Below are 17,150 nucleotides of genomic sequence, written 5' to 3'. Positions count from 1 at the left end.
AGAAGTACATGGGTAATTTGATTAAAGATAAAGTAGATAATTTAGATGCAATTAAAGAAAAAAATATAGATACCATTGAAAAAATAGATGGAGATAGTTTAGATATAATAAAACAAAATATTTTAAAATTAAAAGAAATTTTTCCTGAAGTATTCTGTGAAGATAAAGTGGATTTTGAAAGATTACAAGAAGTTTTAGGAGATTACATAGAGGATAAAGAAGAAAGATATAGATTTGAATGGCACGGTAAATCACAAGCTATCAGAATGGCTCAAACACCATCAAGAGGAACTCTAAGACCATGCAAGGAAGAAAGTAAAAACTGGGATACTACAGGAAATCTCTATATAGAGGGAGATAATTTAGAAGTTTTAAAATTACTCCAAAAGAGTTATCAGAATAAAGTTAAGATGATATACATCGTTATATTTAGTTTATTGGAATACTGTATTCATAGTATTAGATATAGAAGCCTAGTGGCTATTCAATGTATGTTAAAGTAATAGTCAAGGTCTTAGTTTAAACCCCTTGAGTATTACTTTAACATATATTATCTTATTATAAGCTTCTGGAAAGACTCAAAGATAATGTAGTTACCGTTTAAACTGTAATATAGGAGCTGTTTGTATGGAAATTATAAGTGAACTAAATATAACAACTAATCCACCTTATAACACTGGAAATGATTTTGTTTATAAGGATGATTATAAAGATAATTTACAGAATTATTTGAACCTTACTGGTCAAGTTGATGATGATGGTAATAAAATAAGTACAAATTCAGAAGCAAGCGGCAGATATCATACTGATTGGTTAAATATGATGTATCCTAGATTGAGATTAGCAAGAAATTTACTGAAAGATGATGGTGTAATTTGTATATCAATTGATGATAATGAAAATTCAAATTTAAAGAAAATATGTGATGAGATATTTGGTGAAAATAATTTTATATGTAATATTTGTCATAAAGCAAGAGCATCTGTTTCAAATGATAAAATTATTTCTAGTAATCACAATATCATTTTGTTGTATTCAAAAAATATTAATGAAGTATTTGTACAAAGAAAAAATATTGGATTAGATCCTGATTTGGATGGTTTTGAAAATCAAGATAATGATCCTAGAGGAAAATATAAATTAACTCCTGTAGATGGACCAGGAGGTGCGAAGAAGGGAAATCCATATTATGAATTTATGGGAGTGGAAGGATATTTTAGATATTCTAAAGAAACAATGCAAAAAAAGTATGATAATGGATTAATTGTAAAAACAGCAAATGGACTTCAACAAAAATATTATCTTGAAAAAGCAAAAGAAAGCAGAAAAACTGATACAACATGGTGGGAAGATGGCGGTTTAACTTCAAATGCGACAAGAAGTTTAATTGAATTAATGGGAGGAAAAACATTTGATACTCCAAAGCCAATTTCATTAATTATTAGATTGTTGAAATTATTTGCAAATTTTGATAAAAATTCAATAATATTAGATTTTTTTGCTGGCTCTTCCACGACTGCACACTCTATTATGAATTTTAATGTTGAAGATAAAGGAAATAGAAAATATATTCTGGTGCAATTACCAGAAAAAATAGATGAAAAACTTGAAGCATATGATTTAGGATATAAAAATATCTGTGAAATAGGAAAAGAACGTATCAGAAGAGCAGGAGATAAAATAGTTGAAGAAAACAAAGATAAGGAAGGAATAGAAGATCTAGATATAGGATTTAAGGTATTTAAATTGGATTCATCTAATATTAAGCCTTGGAATCCAGATTATGATAATCTTGAAATGAGATTAGAAGATACTATTGATAACTTTGTTCCAGATAGAACTGAAGAAGATGTAGTTTATGAAATAATGCTTAAATATGGTGTTGATTTAACATATCCTGTAGAAACTAGAGAAGTTAATGGAAAGAAAGTATTTAGCATAGGCTTTGGAGCATTAATAATATGTTTAGATAATGAAATAACTTTGGATGTTGTACAAGGTATGGTGGATTTAAAAAATGAATTAAATCCTGAGGTTTCTAGATTTGTATTTAAGGATAATGGGTTTAAAACTGATTCTGTTAAAACTAATGCAATAGAAATATTAAAGCGAAATGAAATAAAAGACATTATGAGCATATAGAGGAGTGATACTTTATGAAATTACAATTTAAGTCAGATTTAGATTATCAACAAGAAAGTATCTCTTCTATAGTAGATATATTTAAGGGGCAAACTCCAGCACAATGTAACTTTACAGTATCTGCTATGACAGATAAAGCTGGTACAGAAGGAAAACTGCTTACTAATTTAGGAATAGGTAATAAACTTGAACTAGATCAAGAAGATATTTTAACAAATGCAAAGGAAATACAGCTTAAAAATGGATTAAAACCATCTTCAGAAGATGATATAAAGAAAAATGATTATAATTTCACTATAGAAATGGAAACTGGTACAGGTAAAACTTATGTATATTTAAGAACAATATTTGAACTTAATAAACAATATGGATTTACAAAGTTTATAATTGTTGTTCCTTCTGTAGCTATTAAAGAAGGTGTAATAAAATCTATAGATATAATGAGTGAACATTTCAAAGAATTATATGATAATGTAATTTTTAAATCTTATGAATATAAATCACAAAATCTAGATATAATAAGAGAATTTGCTACAAGCGATTATATAAGAATAATGGTTATGACTATTCAATCTTTTAATAAGGATACTAATGTTATAAATATGGATCATGAGAAAACTAATGGAGTTAAGCCATTAGAGTTTATTAAGGAAACTAATCCTTTTGTAATAATTGATGAGCCACAAAGTACCGTTAGTACAGACAAAGCTAAGGAGGCCGTTGCTTCATTAAATCCATTATGTACTATAGGATATTCTGCAACTCATAAGGATAAACATAATCTTATGTTTAGATTAGATGCAGTAGATGCTTATGAAAGACAATTGGTAAAACAAATAGAAGTAGCAAGTATAGTATCTAAAGATAATAACAATAATGCTTATATTAAACTTATAAGTGTCAATAATAAAAAATCGCCTATAAAAGCTAAAATAGAAATTGATAAATGGGAAAAAGGTTCTATAAAAAGAATGACTAAGGAATTTAAAGTTGATGATGATTTATATGAATTATCAGGGAATAGAGATGTTTATAAAGGATATCAAATAACTGAGATAAATGCTAAGGAAGAAAATGAATATGTTTCCTTTGTAGGTCATGAAGATATACACTTAGGGGAAGTACGTGGAGAAATAGATGAAGATCTTATTAAAAGAATGCAAATTAGGAAAACCATTGATGAACACCTTAATAAAGAACTTAGATTAAAAAAAGAAGGTATCAAGGTACTTAGTTTATTTTTTATTGACAGAGTTGCTAATTATAGATTTATTGATAAGGATGGTAAAGTACAAAAAGGAAAGTATGCTATTTGGTTTGAAGAAGAATATAAAGAGGCAATTAAAAACCCTAGGTATAAAACTTTATTTAATGAAGTAGATACAGATAGTGAAGCGCAGCAAGTCCATAATGGGTATTTTGCTCAAGATAAAAAAGGTGAATTAAAAGATACAAAAGGTACTACAGCTGCTGATGAGGATGCATATAGCTTAATAATGAGAGATAAAGAAAAACTATTAAGTTTTGATACAAAATTAAAATTCATATTTTCTCATTCAGCCTTAAAAGAAGGTTGGGATAATCCAAATGTCTTTCAAATATGTACATTAAATGAAACTAAATCTGAATCAAAAAAGAGGCAAGAAATTGGTAGAGGACTTAGATTAGCTGTTAATCAAAAGGGCGAAAGGGTATATGGATTTAATGTAAATACTCTTACTGTAATGGCAAATGAAAGCTATGAAGAATTTGCAATTAAACTCCAAAAGGAATATGAAGAAGATGGTGGAGTAAGGTTTGGAGTTGTTGAGAGCCATACTTTTGCAAATATAAAAATAACTCTAGATGGAGTATCAACATATCTAGATCAAGAAGGTTCGGAAAAAATATTTGAGTATCTAAAAGATAGCCAATATATTGATGTTAAAGGGAAGATTGAAGACAAGCTAAGAGAAGATTTAAAAGCAAAATGCGTAGAAATACCAGAGGAATTTAAGGTATGTGAAGAAGATATTATTTCAACACTTAAGAAATTAGCAGGCAATTTAAATGTTAAAGATGCAAGCAAGAGAGAAACGGTGTATTTAAATAAGAAAAGATATATTAGTCCGGAGTTTAAAGAACTATGGGATAAAATTAAATATAAAACAACATATTCAGTGAACTTTGAGGCAGATGAGCTTATAAGTAAATGCTCAGAAGAAATAAAACATAATTTAAAAGTTGATAAAGTTAAATTTTTATATACGAAAGCAGAAGTAGGTATTAATAAATCTGGTACAGCAACAAAAGAAAATAATAGATATACAATGGATATAGAAAACAACAATTTTGCATTACCTGATATAATAACATTCCTTCAAAATGAAACTAAATTAACTAGAAGGACTTTAGTTGAAGTTTTGAAAAAGTCTGAAAGATTAGAAGATTTTAAGAAGAATCCACAAAAATTTATGGACGAAGTAGCTAAGATTATTAAAAGAAAAATGAGATTAATGATAGTTGACGGAATCAAATATCAAAAAATAGGAGATGAAGAGTACTACGCTCAAGAACTATTTGAAACTGAAGAGTTAGCAGGATATTTATCAAAGAATATGATAGAAAGTGAAAAATCAATTTATGAATATATAATATATGATTCTGGCGTTGAAGAAGGCTTTGCTAGAAAATTTGAAGATAACAAAAGTGTTAAGATGTATATTAAGCTTCCAGATTGGTTTAAAATACTTACTCCACTTGGAGACTATAATCCAGATTGGGCAGTGCTTATTGAAAAAGATAATACAGAAAAGTTGTATTTTGTAGTAGAAACTAAGGGGAATATTTTAGAAGAAGAATTAAGGGAAAGAGAAAATAAAAAGATTCAATGTGGATATAAACACTTTGAAGCACTTGAAAATGAAGTTGAATTCAAGAAAACAGATAATTTTGAAGAGTTTATTGAGAACGTGTAAGAAGGAGAAATTTTTATGGCAGAAATTAAATTTGAAATAGAAAAAGAACTAGGAGCTATATCAGAATCAGCAAAGGGGTGGACTAAAGAATTAAATTTAATTAGTTGGAACGGAAAAGAAGCTAAATATGATTTGAGAGATTGGGCACCTGAACATGAGAAGATGGGGAAGGGTGTTACTCTTACAGTAGAAGAATTAAAGGAACTTAGAGATATGTTGAATAAAATTAACTTAGATTAATCTATAATAAACTATTTTTATAAAATGAGGTGTAGGTATGTTGGATATTGAAAATAAGGATCGTTTAATATATGCTCTTACATTAGCAATTGATGCTAAATTTGAAGCTAGTGATTGGACAAAGTTAGCTTATGAAATTGATGAAGTAGATGCTATTGAAGGACATAATAGACTTATAAGAAGCTTAAACTGGAGAGACCCAGATTATACACAAAATATTATTGATGTGCTAAAAACAATAGGACGAAATCCTAAAAAACTTTTGAAGATAGCAGAATATATTAATCTAGAAAAATGGCTAAAAGTAAAAAGAACAGATTTGTATGATGAACTTTATAATGAGATTGAAGTAAATAAATTATTGGAAGAAAACCCTCTAGATACTGATTCATTTGACGTATCAAAGCAATTAAAACGTATATATGACTCGCTAGAAGAAGATCCAGAATTAGCATTAGGTACAACAAAAGAGATGATAGAAACAGTTTTAAAAACTATTTTAAAGAATAAAGTTGATAAACTAGAGGATTTAGATATGCCAGCGTTAATAAAAGCAGCTCAAAAACATTTGAAATTAATACCAGATGAAGTAGTAAATGCAAATAAAGCTAACGATACAGTTAAGAAAACATTGAACAATTTAGGACAGATTGTAATAGGAATTACTGAATTAAGAAATTCTTATGGTACTGGTCATGGAAAATTAAAAAATAATAGTGGATTAAAAGATTATCATGCAAGATTAGCTGTAAATGCAGGCGTTACTTTGGCTAAATTCTTTATGGAAGCATATAAAGATCAAAAATAGTGAAATTTCCCTAATTGATCTTAAAATTAATTTATAACCTATATTATAGTTAATTACATTAAGGAGAAGTTTTAATATGAATTTAGATGGAGAATTCTTCGGAGTTAAAAAGAAAGAATATGATTCAAAGCAAAGCAAATGCATAATTGAAGCAGTAGAAAAACTTGACGAAATTAGGGACAAGCCTCTTATGATGTTGGGGAAAATACAAAGTGGTAAAACAAAATCATTTATAGGTGTTATTTCCTTAGCCTTTGATAATGGCTATGACCTAGCAGTTGTTTTAACAAAAAACTCTAATGCACTTGCCATGCAGACTACTGCAAGAATGAAACAGGAATTTACAGAATTTAGAGATGATGATTTAATTGATATCTTCGATATTATGTGCATTCCAACAGATTTATCAAGATTTGAATTAGATAAAAAATTAATATTAGTTGTTAAGAAAGAGCATAATAACTTGCCTAAGCTTTTGAATTTTATAAAAGCATATGCTTTAAATGAATCTAAAAAATGCTTGATAATTGATGATGAAGCTGATTTTTGTAGTATTGGCTATGAAATGAATAAAGATACTGAAATTTTTGATTTAAGAAAGATTGCATCACAAATTAATGATTTAAGACTAGAACTTACTTGCAGATTTATTCAAGTAACTGCCACTCCGTACTCTTTATATTTGCAGCCCGAAACAATTAATTTAGGTGGAGATAAGGATATAAAGCCTGTTAAACCAGCAACTACAGTATTAGTACCATATGGTGATGCGTATATAGGTGGAGATTATTATTTTGATGAGGAAAAAAATCCTCTTAATAAATATTTATTCTATTCAATTGATGATACCGAACTTGAAATAATAAAAAATAGTGATAGAAGAAGATTTAAGGAAGAAGAAATTTTTAAAAGTCCAAAGGTTGAAGGTCTTAGAACAGCTGTAATTAATTTTATAATTGGTGGATGTATTAGAATAATTCAAAATGGTGGAAAACCCCGTGGAAATAAAAATAAGTTTAGTTTTATCATACATACAGAAATATCAAAATCATCACATCAAAGGCAAAATGATATTATAAATGAACTTATGGAGCAGCTTGAAAAAGAAGCTGTAAAGAATAGTGATGTATTAGAAGAATATATTCAAGTAGGATATAAGACTTTAAGTGAATCAGTAAATGCTTATAATTTTGAAGTACCATCTTTAGCGGAAGTAAAGAAAATGGTGTATAAATCAATATCAGAACAATGGATTACTAAAACTATTGTAAATTCAGAAAATGATATTAATGCATTGCTAGATGAAGATGGACAACTAAGGTTAAGAACTCCTTTAAATATGTTCATAGGTGGACAAATTCTTGATAGAGGTATCACTATATCAAATCTAATAGGATTCTATTATGGAAGAAGACCACAAAAAATGCAGCAGGACACTGTACTTCAACATTCAAGAATGTTTGGATATAGGAAAAAAGAAGATTTAGCAGTAACAAGACTTTATACAACTACAGATTTATACGATAGAATGTCAAAGATTAATGAGTTTGATTCAAAATTAAGAGAAGACTTTGAAAAAGGACATTTAGGCAAAGGAGTTATATTTATAAGCAGAGATGAAAAAGGCACAATAATTCCATGTTCTCCAGAAAAAATAAGAATTAGCAATACCCATGTATTAAAACCAGGTAAAACTTCCACAATTGTAGGATTCCAAACAGGTTACAAAAGTTATATAAAAAAGGATATAGAAAATATAGATAAAATTCTTATGGAAAATAATAATGGAAAGATAGAGGGAACGTATAAAATTAGTAAAGAAGATGCTGGTAAGATTATAAATACTATTTATAAGACAATTGAACTAGAAAGTAAAAATGCAATAGATGAAAAGACATTTTTATCGCTAATAAATTATTTAAGCAATGAATATGTAAATATATTTGCAGCAACTAATAGAAATATAAGTCAATTGAGAAAAACCTCTAGATATTATTCAGACATGCCATACAATAGAGATCGTGATTTAATGAAAGCAAAAGAAATGGCACAAACTGAGCCGACTCTTATGCTGATGAAACAAAATGGTCTTGAAAAAAATGGTTGGAGAGGTGGAGAATTTTACTGGCCGGTATTAGTAGCCCCTGAAAATATTGATACTGCTGTTTATTCAGCTAGTGAAAAATAATAATTATATGCAAAAATTTTAAAATAGAAAGTGGAGAATATATGATTAAAAATAATAGAAATAACTTGCTGATAATATCATTTGTAATAATACTAGTAGTAACTATAGTTACTTTTTTATGTGCTAGACCGATTTTAAATTTATATGGATTAACAACTGATAATGTAGACGGCTCTATAGGTGATTATGTGTCATCACTATTGGGGGCTATTATAGGGGTAGTACTTACAATGCTTGCTACTATACTCCTAGAATTATTTCAAAAAAGGATGGAAAAAGAGGAAATAGAAAAGGAAAATGCAATTTTATTATACTATGATCTGCAAGTTTTATTAAGAAAAACAATATGTGAGTATTGGATTAAAAAATCTACACAAGACAATGATGATAAAGATTTTTTATATAAAGATTTAGATGACATATTTAAAGATTTAAAGAGAGATTCATTTCAAGAATTATTAACTAATACCGAGAGAGTTAAAATTATTACATCATTAAATATTAAAAATAAACAAAATAAATTAGTATTTATAAATTTTTTATCATCTGATAAAATGAAATTTTTAAAAGAATTAGATATTAGAATTTCAAAAAAATATGAACAATGCAAAGAATCTTATAAAGAAGCATATGTTTATATAGATAAGATAAATAAATATTTAAATAAGTATAAATATGATAGTAAATTTTTGGAGTTTGAGAATCCGCTGCTTGAACAAATTGATAAATATTTGGACATATGCTTAAAAGATTTTTTTATGGAGGAAGCAGAAAAGCAAAAAACAAGAGTAGGTAAAGCAGTGCCTATGGTGGATGATCAAGGTGAATTTTCTGGCATATTTTATGATGAAGAATTATTCAATTTTGATAGTTTAAAAAGAGCTATTAGCTATTACGATAATAATTATGATAATAATGACGATGGAGAAAATAACTTTAAGCAGAGGTACAATGAATTTTATAATAAATGTTCTAAAGAAATTGAAGAAAAAGTTAATGAATATAGATTAGAATTGTTTAATAATATTGAATTAGATGATACATTTAATGATGTAATAAGAATGATTAAAACTGATAATCCAAAGTTCTGGAAGATCCTACATAATGAAGAAAATTATTTAGAAGATAAAATTCTTTCGCTTGATAATAAGGAGTTTAAATTAAAAAAAATAAAAAATATATATAATTACATAGAAGAATCATTTTTGTACAGTAAAGAAAAAAGTATTTCAAAGGTGATAGTTTCTGTGAAGAATGGAATAGCAGAGTATAAAGAAGTTGAGCTTTGTGAAAAGCCTATAAAATATAGAAAAAAAGAGTATTTTGAAAAATGCAGCCAATGGGATACAATTTGTGAACTGTTTGATTTTTATTTAGCCCAAAGAATTTTTCGTCCTAGTGACTATGTTAGTTATATTAGTAGGCTTGAAGATATAGAACTTTCACTATTTCCTAGGTTTAGAGAAAGTGTACTCCCTGAACATATAGAAAACATTTGTGATGATTCATATACTGAAAAAATAATTAGTACTTTTGAAATTTTGAAAGATATAAAAGAAATTGCAGAAATAGATGATTAAAAGTGATATATTTGTAGCTTCAACACTTCGTATCTCAGATGTACTCAGGTAAATAGATAGCAAGCATCCTAAGTAGAGCAACAACCTCTGAGGTCTAAATATTACCAAGTACAAGTTATTATAAGAATTGATATTACATAATATAAGAAATGGTTGGAAGAACTGAAACTTTCTATATTTTTCCAACCATCAGTAAAATAGAATTTGATGTGGTAAATTATAAAATCTACCTTAAGTTAGTTATACTAATAGCTGCAGAGTACAATAATATATCTATATATGAATACAAAGCTCGGCTTATGAGGTAGATATAACATTAAAATAAAATCAGAAAACTAAAGGATTCGAAAATTACTTTTTTAATTGGATGATTGTATTCATATTCAAATATCATTTTTTATTAAAAATAATAATGAATTTAGTGCAACATAGTAATTAAAAAATATTATAAGAAATTTATTAATAAAATTATCATCAGTATATTTTTAATAATTAGTGTAAAAAAATAATTGCAATTATCTCCAAATTTATTTAATTTACAGAAGGAAAATATTAAAATAATATGGATTAGTTACAATATTATTACAAAACGCTACAAGCCTTACTGTAACTGGTTTTAGGAGAGCTATAAACTATAAAAATAGATTTAATTGTAGAAGTGGGAAAAGAAGTGGGAAACATACAAAAAAGGCTGTACTACAAGGTATCAAAACCAAGTAATACAGCTTTTTCTTTAAATAATTGGTGCCGCTAGCCGGACTCGAACCGGCACGGTATCGCTACCAGAGGATTTTGAGTCCACCACGTCTGCCATTCCATCACAGCGGCATATAAACTGACAAAAATTATTCTACCACGTATAAGAAAATAAATCAAGACCTATTTTTATATATATTTCATTATTTTAGTAAAATCATTTTAGAATAAATATATATTGTAAAATATTTGCCAATATTTCATCTAATTAATGTTAATAAAAGATTTTTGTAGATTTGTAGCATAAATTTTTAAATAAAGGTTGTGACAATTGAAATGATTTGCTAAAATAGTAATAGGGTAAAAATGCCCCAGCGGGTTATTTTATGCCCAGCTACAATATTAAAAAGCTTAGAGATAAGATTTAATAGTTGTAATTATCTATTAATTAGGGAGGAGCAAAAATATATGATGTATTCAAAAGAAGTTGAAGAAATGTGTGTACTTGCTAAAGGTCCTAATCACGGATCAGCACCAATTCCTGAAGAAGGAAAATGGGTTCAATCTAAAGAAGTTACTGATATATCAGGTTTAACTCACGGAATAGGTTGGTGTGCACCACAACAAGGAGCTTGTAAATTAACATTAAACGTTAAAGAAGGTATTATCCAAGAGGCGTTAGTTGAAACAATTGGATGTTCAGGAATGACTCATTCAGCTGCTATGGCTTCAGAAATATTACCAGGAAAGACTATATTAGAAGCATTGAACACAGACTTAGTTTGTGATGCTATAAACACAGCTATGAGAGAGTTATTCTTACAAATCGTTTATGGAAGAACTCAAACTGCATTCTCAGAAGGTGGACTACCTATCGGAGCAGGTCTTGAAGATTTAGGTAAGGGATTAAGATCTCAAGTTGGTACTATGTATGGAACTCTTGCAAAAGGACCTAGATACTTAGAAATGGCTGAAGGCTATGTTACAGACATCGCTATAGATGAAGATAAAGAAATCATTGGATATAAGTTTGTTAACTTAGGAAAAATGATGGAAAGCATAGGCAAGGGTATGGATGCTAATGAAGCATTAGAAAAAGCTAAGGGACAATACGGAAGAGTTGCTGATGCTGCTGAATTAATGGATCCAAGACATAAATAATTATTTGTAAAGGAGGAAAATTTATTATGGCAATATTTGAAAGTTATGAAAGAAGAATTGACCAAATCACACCAGTACTTAAGAAATACGGAATGGAAACTCTAGAAGATGCAAAGGCAGTTTGTGCAGAACTAGGAATCGATCCTTACACAATTGTTAAGGAAACTCAAGCAATTGCATTTGAAAACGCTGGATGGGCTTACGTTTTAGGAGCTGCTATAGCTATAAAGAAGGGCTGCAAAAAAGCTGCTGATGCTTCTGAAGCAATCGGAGAAGGATTACAAGCATTTTGTATTCCAGGTTCTGTTGCAGATGACAGAAAAGTTGGATTAGGACACGGAAACTTAGGAGCTATGCTTTTAAGAGAAGAAACTAAATGTTTCGCATTCTTAGCAGGACATGAAAGTTTTGCTGCTGCTGAAGGTGCTATTAAAATAGCAGAAGAAGCTAACAAAGTAAGAAAAGAACCATTAAGAGTTATATTAAACGGTCTTGGAAAAGATGCTGCATTCATAATCTCAAGAATTAATGGATTCACATATGTTCAAACTAAATTTGACTACTATACTGGAGAAGTTACAGTAGTTAAAGAAAAAGCTTACTCAGCAGGAGCTAGAGCTAAGGTTAAATGTTATGGTTGTGACGATGTTAGAGAAGGTGTTGCAATAATGCACAAAGAAGGCGTTGACGTATCAATCACTGGTAACTCAACTAACCCTACTAGATTCCAACATCCAGTTGCAGGAACATACAAAAAAGAATGTATCGAACAAAATAAGAAGTACTTCTCAGTAGCATCAGGTGGTGGTACAGGAAGAACTCTTCACCCAGATAACATGGGAGCAGGTCCTGCTTCATACGGTATGACTGATACTATGGGAAGAATGCATTCAGATGCACAATTCGCAGGATCATCATCAGTTCCAGCTCATGTGGAAATGATGGGTCTTATCGGAATGGGTAACAACCCAATGGTAGGAGCTACTGTTGCAGTTGCTGTTGCTGTTCAACAAGGAATGAATAAATAATATATATTTTGTGTTCATTCCAAATAAAGTTTAGTCAAAACATATAAAGTTTGGTTAAACATAATAAAGTTTAGTCACGGCTGTGCGGTCGATGCAAGATTTTTCTTGTATTGCTGCACAGCCTTTTTATATTCCAGCATTTCAATTCAAAAGTCACATCCTTATCCAAATAGAATTCTTATCAGAAACCTAAATAGAAAACCTAATAGACAAACCCTTTTAAATGCTTATATAATCAAGCATTCCAAGATAATAGAAAAGAGAAATAGAACTCCTAATAGACAAAAAAATAGAAAAATCGCTCCGAGAGCGTAGCCTAATTTAGAACTGAAAAAATGCAAGATTTCTAAGATATGAATTTCACAAAACCAAACTTTATTATGATTTTTTGAATGGACTTTTTACTGGAAAATATGATATAAAAATTACATAAAAAGTTAAAAACTAAACTTTATTATTATTTTGATGAAAAATAGAAAAATAAGGGAAATGAAAAGTGAGTGTTTTCAAGGGTTTGCGGATTTGAGAAATAGGGAAAAACTAAACTTTATTGTTAGTGTACATATTTTTGTCACAGCAAAATAAAGCCGTGTCAAAACTGTTAAAGTCTTGTCACGGAAAATAAAGTTGTGTTAAATATGTACAAGAGACTATGCAAAGAAAGTAGGAGCAATTCTGCTGGAATGCGTAGTCTTTTTTGTATTTAGAGAAGAAAAAAATAGGACAAAAGTCAGAAAGAATTAGGGATGAAACAATATAATGTTAAATATAGAAATTCACAAAAAAAGAATGGCTTACTATGATGTAATAAGACATTCTAAAAGAGGTTAATTATTATTTGGGGGGTAAATAATAATGCTTTAGTACTTTATAAATATGATTATAAGCGATGATTGTGTCAGTATTATGACATATTAATAATATTAATTTGAATAGCAATAAAATACTCACTACTTAACAAGAGTGTAGAATTTCCATTAGTATGTTATAAATAAAGTTTTCAAAATCTAAATAACATAGAGAAAATATTTTAGTCAAATTCAAGTAAGGACTAAAATATCTTAATCCATTCTTATAGTTAAGAAATACAAATAATTGTAAATAAATGGTAATGATAGTATAATAATTTTATTAATGTGATGGGAGGCTATAATATATGAAAAGTAACCTAGTGAAAAAAATTATGGTATTAACAATTACAGTAACAACTTTATTAACTACTTTACCAATAGGTGCTAGTGCTTCATGGAAACAAGATTCAAAAGGTTGGTGGAATACAGAAGGAAATTCATATTCTGTTGGGTGGAAACAAATTGATTCTAAATGGTATTATTTTGATCAAAGTGGTTATATGTCTCATAATACTATAATTGATGAATATTATATAAATTCTAAAGGAATAGCAGTTTCAACTACAAAAGGGGATATACCAATTAAAATTCCATCTAATTGGATACAATTAGATAATAAAAAAGCAGTTGCTTATGTTATTGATAGTAAATCAGATTTCATTTATGATACTACTGATACATTTGGGGGTTCAGAAGGGACTTTTATAAATGGAATGAAATATGGAATAACAAAGGGTTTATCAGAAATAGAGGCTAGTGAAAAAAACTATAATGGAAAAAATGCTACTTGTTTAGAATATACACTTACAACTGATTCTAAAATCAAGAAAGCATGTGATATACTTTTCTTTAAAAATAATAAAGTTTATTGTTTTAATGTAACAAGCAGTATTCATGATTTTGATGATGCAAAACAACAATTAGAGGATATGTTAAATTTGTCATTAGTATTATAATAAAAGAACTTTTATTGAACAATATTAATATTATATGCGGAAATTTACACGAAAAAAGGATGACTTACTACATGTAATAAGTCATCCTATAAAGGGGTAATTATTATTTAAGGGGTAAATAATAATGTATTAACAACTTTATAAATATTATTATAAATACTTATTGTGTCAGTACTATGACAGATTAATATAATTAATCTAAATATTAATAAATTAAAAATATAATTTTGATAAGCTGTTTACCGTGTAATAATAACATATGAAATAGCAGAACAATTAAATCCAGGACAGTGGATATGGAATTAGGTGAAATCCTTGAAATGTTTCAGTTTTTATGGGACAATAGCAAAATAACCTTGGCCAACAAGATACCAAGGAATATGGAAGAACTTTATAGAATTTAAAAAAATAATAAGGTGCATAGAGAGGAAGGTAATAAAGAATATGATATATCTATTACAACATATTGATAATTCCATTCTTTTATTTATAAAAAATAATATGTATGGACATATTATGGATAAAGCTATGGTTATAATCACTTCATTAGGTAATGGCGGACTTATCTGGATTATAATAGCAGTACTATTAATAATTAATAAAAAATATAGAAAAATAGGAGTTATGGCTTTAGGAGCTTTAATACTAAGTACAATTTTAGGAGAAGAAATATTGAAACATGTGGTTCAACGTTTAAGACCATCAGCAGATGTACCAGCAATTAATATGTTAATTGCAAAACCATTATCCTATTCATTTCCATCAGGGCATACTGCTTCTTCTTTTGCAGTTGCAGGAGTATTAGCAAAATGTTTAAAAAAATATGCAATTGGATTTTTAGGATTAGCATCTTTAATAGCTTTTTCAAGATTATATTTATATGTGCATTATCCTACAGATGTAATAGCGGGTATTACTTTAGGGTTAATTTGTAGTAAATTAATAATTTACATGTTTAATAAAAAAAATATTATTTGCTGCAAATGACTATTTCATTAATTTGAAATCAGAAATAATAATAGAAGATTTGCATATGAAAGTGTATATATTGCTTCTTCAATTAAATTATCTCCAAACCTCTGCAATGATGTTATCAATTTTCCCTATTGCTTCTTGTATGGCTTGTGTTTTTTCTTCTTCAGTAGAACCAGTCCCATCTACTAATAATTCTTCAAATCTCTTTATTCCAATGAATTTCATTATATCATGTACATAATTCAGTCCTTTGTTCATCACAATTCTTAAGAGCCATGGAATAGATACCCCAGAGGATTGTATATATATCATACCTCTTTGCTTATCATTTAATAAGCCTTCAACGCTATCGTTTTCTATATGTATAGTTTTTCCCTCCATTACAATGCAATCAATATATTCTTTTAAAGGAGATGGAAAAGAAAGACTCCACATAGGCGATGCAATTACATATAAATCGGAGTCTCTAAACTGATCTGCTAGTTTTACCATTTTATGTACTTCTTCTTTTTGATGTTCATTTAACTTATTGAAATCTTCTTCCTTTATCATGCAATTTCTTTTCTCAAAATATTCATACTCTAATCTTGGAATATGACATTTATATAAATCTAATTCTTCAAGTTCAAAATCAGCATGCTGCTCTAAAAACTTATTTACGAGTGTTCTTCCAACTGTTTTACTAGTTGATAATTCTTCAGGCTTTGAATTCACTGTTATATAAAGTAATTTTTTCATAATACCCACCTCTTAAGTTTAATTTTCTATTTTAGTATTAACTTATTAATGAATATTATTATTATAAATAGAAAATTAAATAAATAAAATTAATTTCAATTGAGGTTATGACATCTTGAGGGCACATTGTGATCATTAAGATTACGGGGTGCCCCTTGATGTATAAATTCAGCTAAGATTCAGATGGAAATAAAATATTACTTGAATCAAGTTTCACTTGATTTTTACAATCCTCACAATCAGTTTCAAAAGTAGATCTATAGCATATAAAAGAATCGATTCTCCTTAAATCTACTCCCCAATAAACCCAATTTCTACCATACCATCTAAAACCAGATACAGAGCGCCTATCAATATTTAACAAGAATGCCCAATAGTTTCTACCATTTCGTTCCCAAATATATGTGAATTTATAAAGACAAAATCTGATGGAATTGGGACTAACAGCTTTAGTTTCGATACCATCTCCAATTGAACTAAAGCCTTGAACGCCAACAGAATTTTTATTAGGAATATAATTTGGTGGTGGAGATTTAGGCAATCCAGGTGGGTTAAAAACTCCTCCAGGAAAATTAAAACCAGGTGGAGAATTAACATCAAAACCAGGTGGATAATTATCTATTGGGGGAACGTTACCGCCTGGCATAGGTAAAAAAGGTGGTCTTTGTCTTTGAAAAGATTCACAGAGAATAGATGAAGTCTCATAATTTTCAAAATAAAGATCATCTTCATAAGCATCATCGTTAATATCTAGCATTTATATTTAACTCCCGATTAATTATTTATAAAATAATATATTCATAAAAATCCAATTTGTTATACTTTATCTT

General features: G+C 28.4%; 10 protein-coding genes, 1 tRNA gene and 5 pseudogenes. 13 read left to right on the top strand and 3 right to left on the bottom strand.

The annotated features are described in order from the left end of the window. Positions 1 to 8: 8 nt before the first annotated feature. From DIC82_16505 to DIC82_16470, 8 genes and pseudogenes are all read left to right on the top strand, one after another. A pseudogene (locus tag DIC82_16505) lies at positions 9 to 422 on the top strand (site-specific DNA-methyltransferase). Positions 423 to 660: 238 nt separating this feature from the next. Continuing rightward, positions 661 to 951, top strand: a pseudogene (locus DIC82_16500) (site-specific DNA-methyltransferase). A 393-nt stretch (positions 952 to 1,344) separates the two neighbouring features. Continuing rightward, positions 1,345 to 2,142 (top strand): annotated as a pseudogene (locus DIC82_16495) (hypothetical protein). Between the two features lie 14 nt (positions 2,143 to 2,156). Continuing rightward, a complete protein-coding gene (locus DIC82_16490; protein ID AWK52499.1) occupies positions 2,157 to 5,099 on the top strand; it encodes a type III restriction endonuclease subunit R in 2,943 nt (980 codons plus the stop codon). A gap of 15 nt (positions 5,100 to 5,114) precedes the next feature. After that, positions 5,115 to 5,339 (top strand): hypothetical protein, encoded by a 225-nt coding sequence (locus tag DIC82_16485; protein AWK52498.1) that lies wholly within the window; start codon positions 5,115 to 5,117, stop codon positions 5,337 to 5,339. A gap of 37 nt (positions 5,340 to 5,376) precedes the next feature. Further along, positions 5,377 to 6,147, top strand: coding sequence for a hypothetical protein (locus DIC82_16480; GenBank protein ID AWK52497.1), 771 nt, complete (start codon positions 5,377 to 5,379; stop codon positions 6,145 to 6,147). Between the two features lie 76 nt (positions 6,148 to 6,223). After that, the gene (locus DIC82_16475; GenBank protein ID AWK52496.1) at positions 6,224 to 8,335 is read left to right on the top strand and encodes a hypothetical protein; all 2,112 of its coding nucleotides are present in this window, start codon (positions 6,224 to 6,226) and stop codon (positions 8,333 to 8,335) included. 41 nt (positions 8,336 to 8,376) lie between these two features. Next, positions 8,377 to 9,915: a hypothetical protein gene (locus DIC82_16470; GenBank protein ID AWK52495.1), complete on the top strand. Its 1,539-nt coding sequence runs from the start codon at positions 8,377 to 8,379 to the stop codon at positions 9,913 to 9,915. A 742-nt stretch (positions 9,916 to 10,657) separates the two neighbouring features. Here DIC82_16470 and DIC82_16465 read toward each other — a convergent pair. Then, positions 10,658 to 10,743 (bottom strand) — tRNA-Leu (locus DIC82_16465). 336 nt (positions 10,744 to 11,079) lie between these two features. Between DIC82_16465 and DIC82_16460 the strand changes: the two genes are divergently transcribed. The 5 genes and pseudogenes from DIC82_16460 to DIC82_16440 all read left to right on the top strand — a co-directional run bounded on the left by DIC82_16460 (position 11,080) and on the right by DIC82_16440 (position 15,667). Next, complete coding sequence (locus DIC82_16460; protein ID AWK52494.1) at positions 11,080 to 11,772, top strand: hypothetical protein; 693 nt, start codon at positions 11,080 to 11,082, stop codon at positions 11,770 to 11,772. A gap of 26 nt (positions 11,773 to 11,798) precedes the next feature. Beyond that, a complete protein-coding gene (locus DIC82_16455; protein ID AWK52493.1) occupies positions 11,799 to 12,800 on the top strand; it encodes a GGGtGRT protein in 1,002 nt (333 codons plus the stop codon). Positions 12,801 to 13,956: 1,156 nt separating this feature from the next. Beyond that, positions 13,957 to 14,607 (top strand): hypothetical protein, encoded by a 651-nt coding sequence (locus DIC82_16450; protein ID AWK52492.1) that lies wholly within the window; start codon positions 13,957 to 13,959, stop codon positions 14,605 to 14,607. A gap of 444 nt (positions 14,608 to 15,051) precedes the next feature. Further along, entirely contained in the window at positions 15,052 to 15,594 is a 543-nt protein-coding gene (locus DIC82_16445; GenBank protein AWK52491.1) for a phosphatase PAP2 family protein, read from the top strand. After that, positions 15,578 to 15,667 (top strand): annotated as a pseudogene (locus DIC82_16440) (cyclic nucleotide-binding protein). The gene DIC82_16445 and the pseudogene DIC82_16440 overlap by 17 nt, the downstream one beginning before the upstream one ends. Positions 15,668 to 15,672: 5 nt before the next feature. On the opposite strand, the gene DIC82_16435 reads toward DIC82_16440, so the two are convergent. Continuing rightward, positions 15,673 to 16,320 (bottom strand): FMN-dependent NADH-azoreductase, encoded by a 648-nt coding sequence (locus DIC82_16435; GenBank protein ID AWK52490.1) that lies wholly within the window; start codon positions 16,318 to 16,320, stop codon positions 15,673 to 15,675. Positions 16,321 to 16,573: 253 nt separating this feature from the next. Then, positions 16,574 to 16,849 (bottom strand): annotated as a pseudogene (locus tag DIC82_16430) (hypothetical protein). Positions 16,850 to 17,150 lie beyond the last annotated feature (301 nt).

Source organism: Clostridium beijerinckii (assembly GCA_003129525.1).
Classification (GTDB): domain Bacteria; phylum Bacillota; class Clostridia; order Clostridiales; family Clostridiaceae; genus Clostridium; species Clostridium beijerinckii_D.
This window is presented reverse-complemented; position numbering and strand designations above follow the sequence as displayed.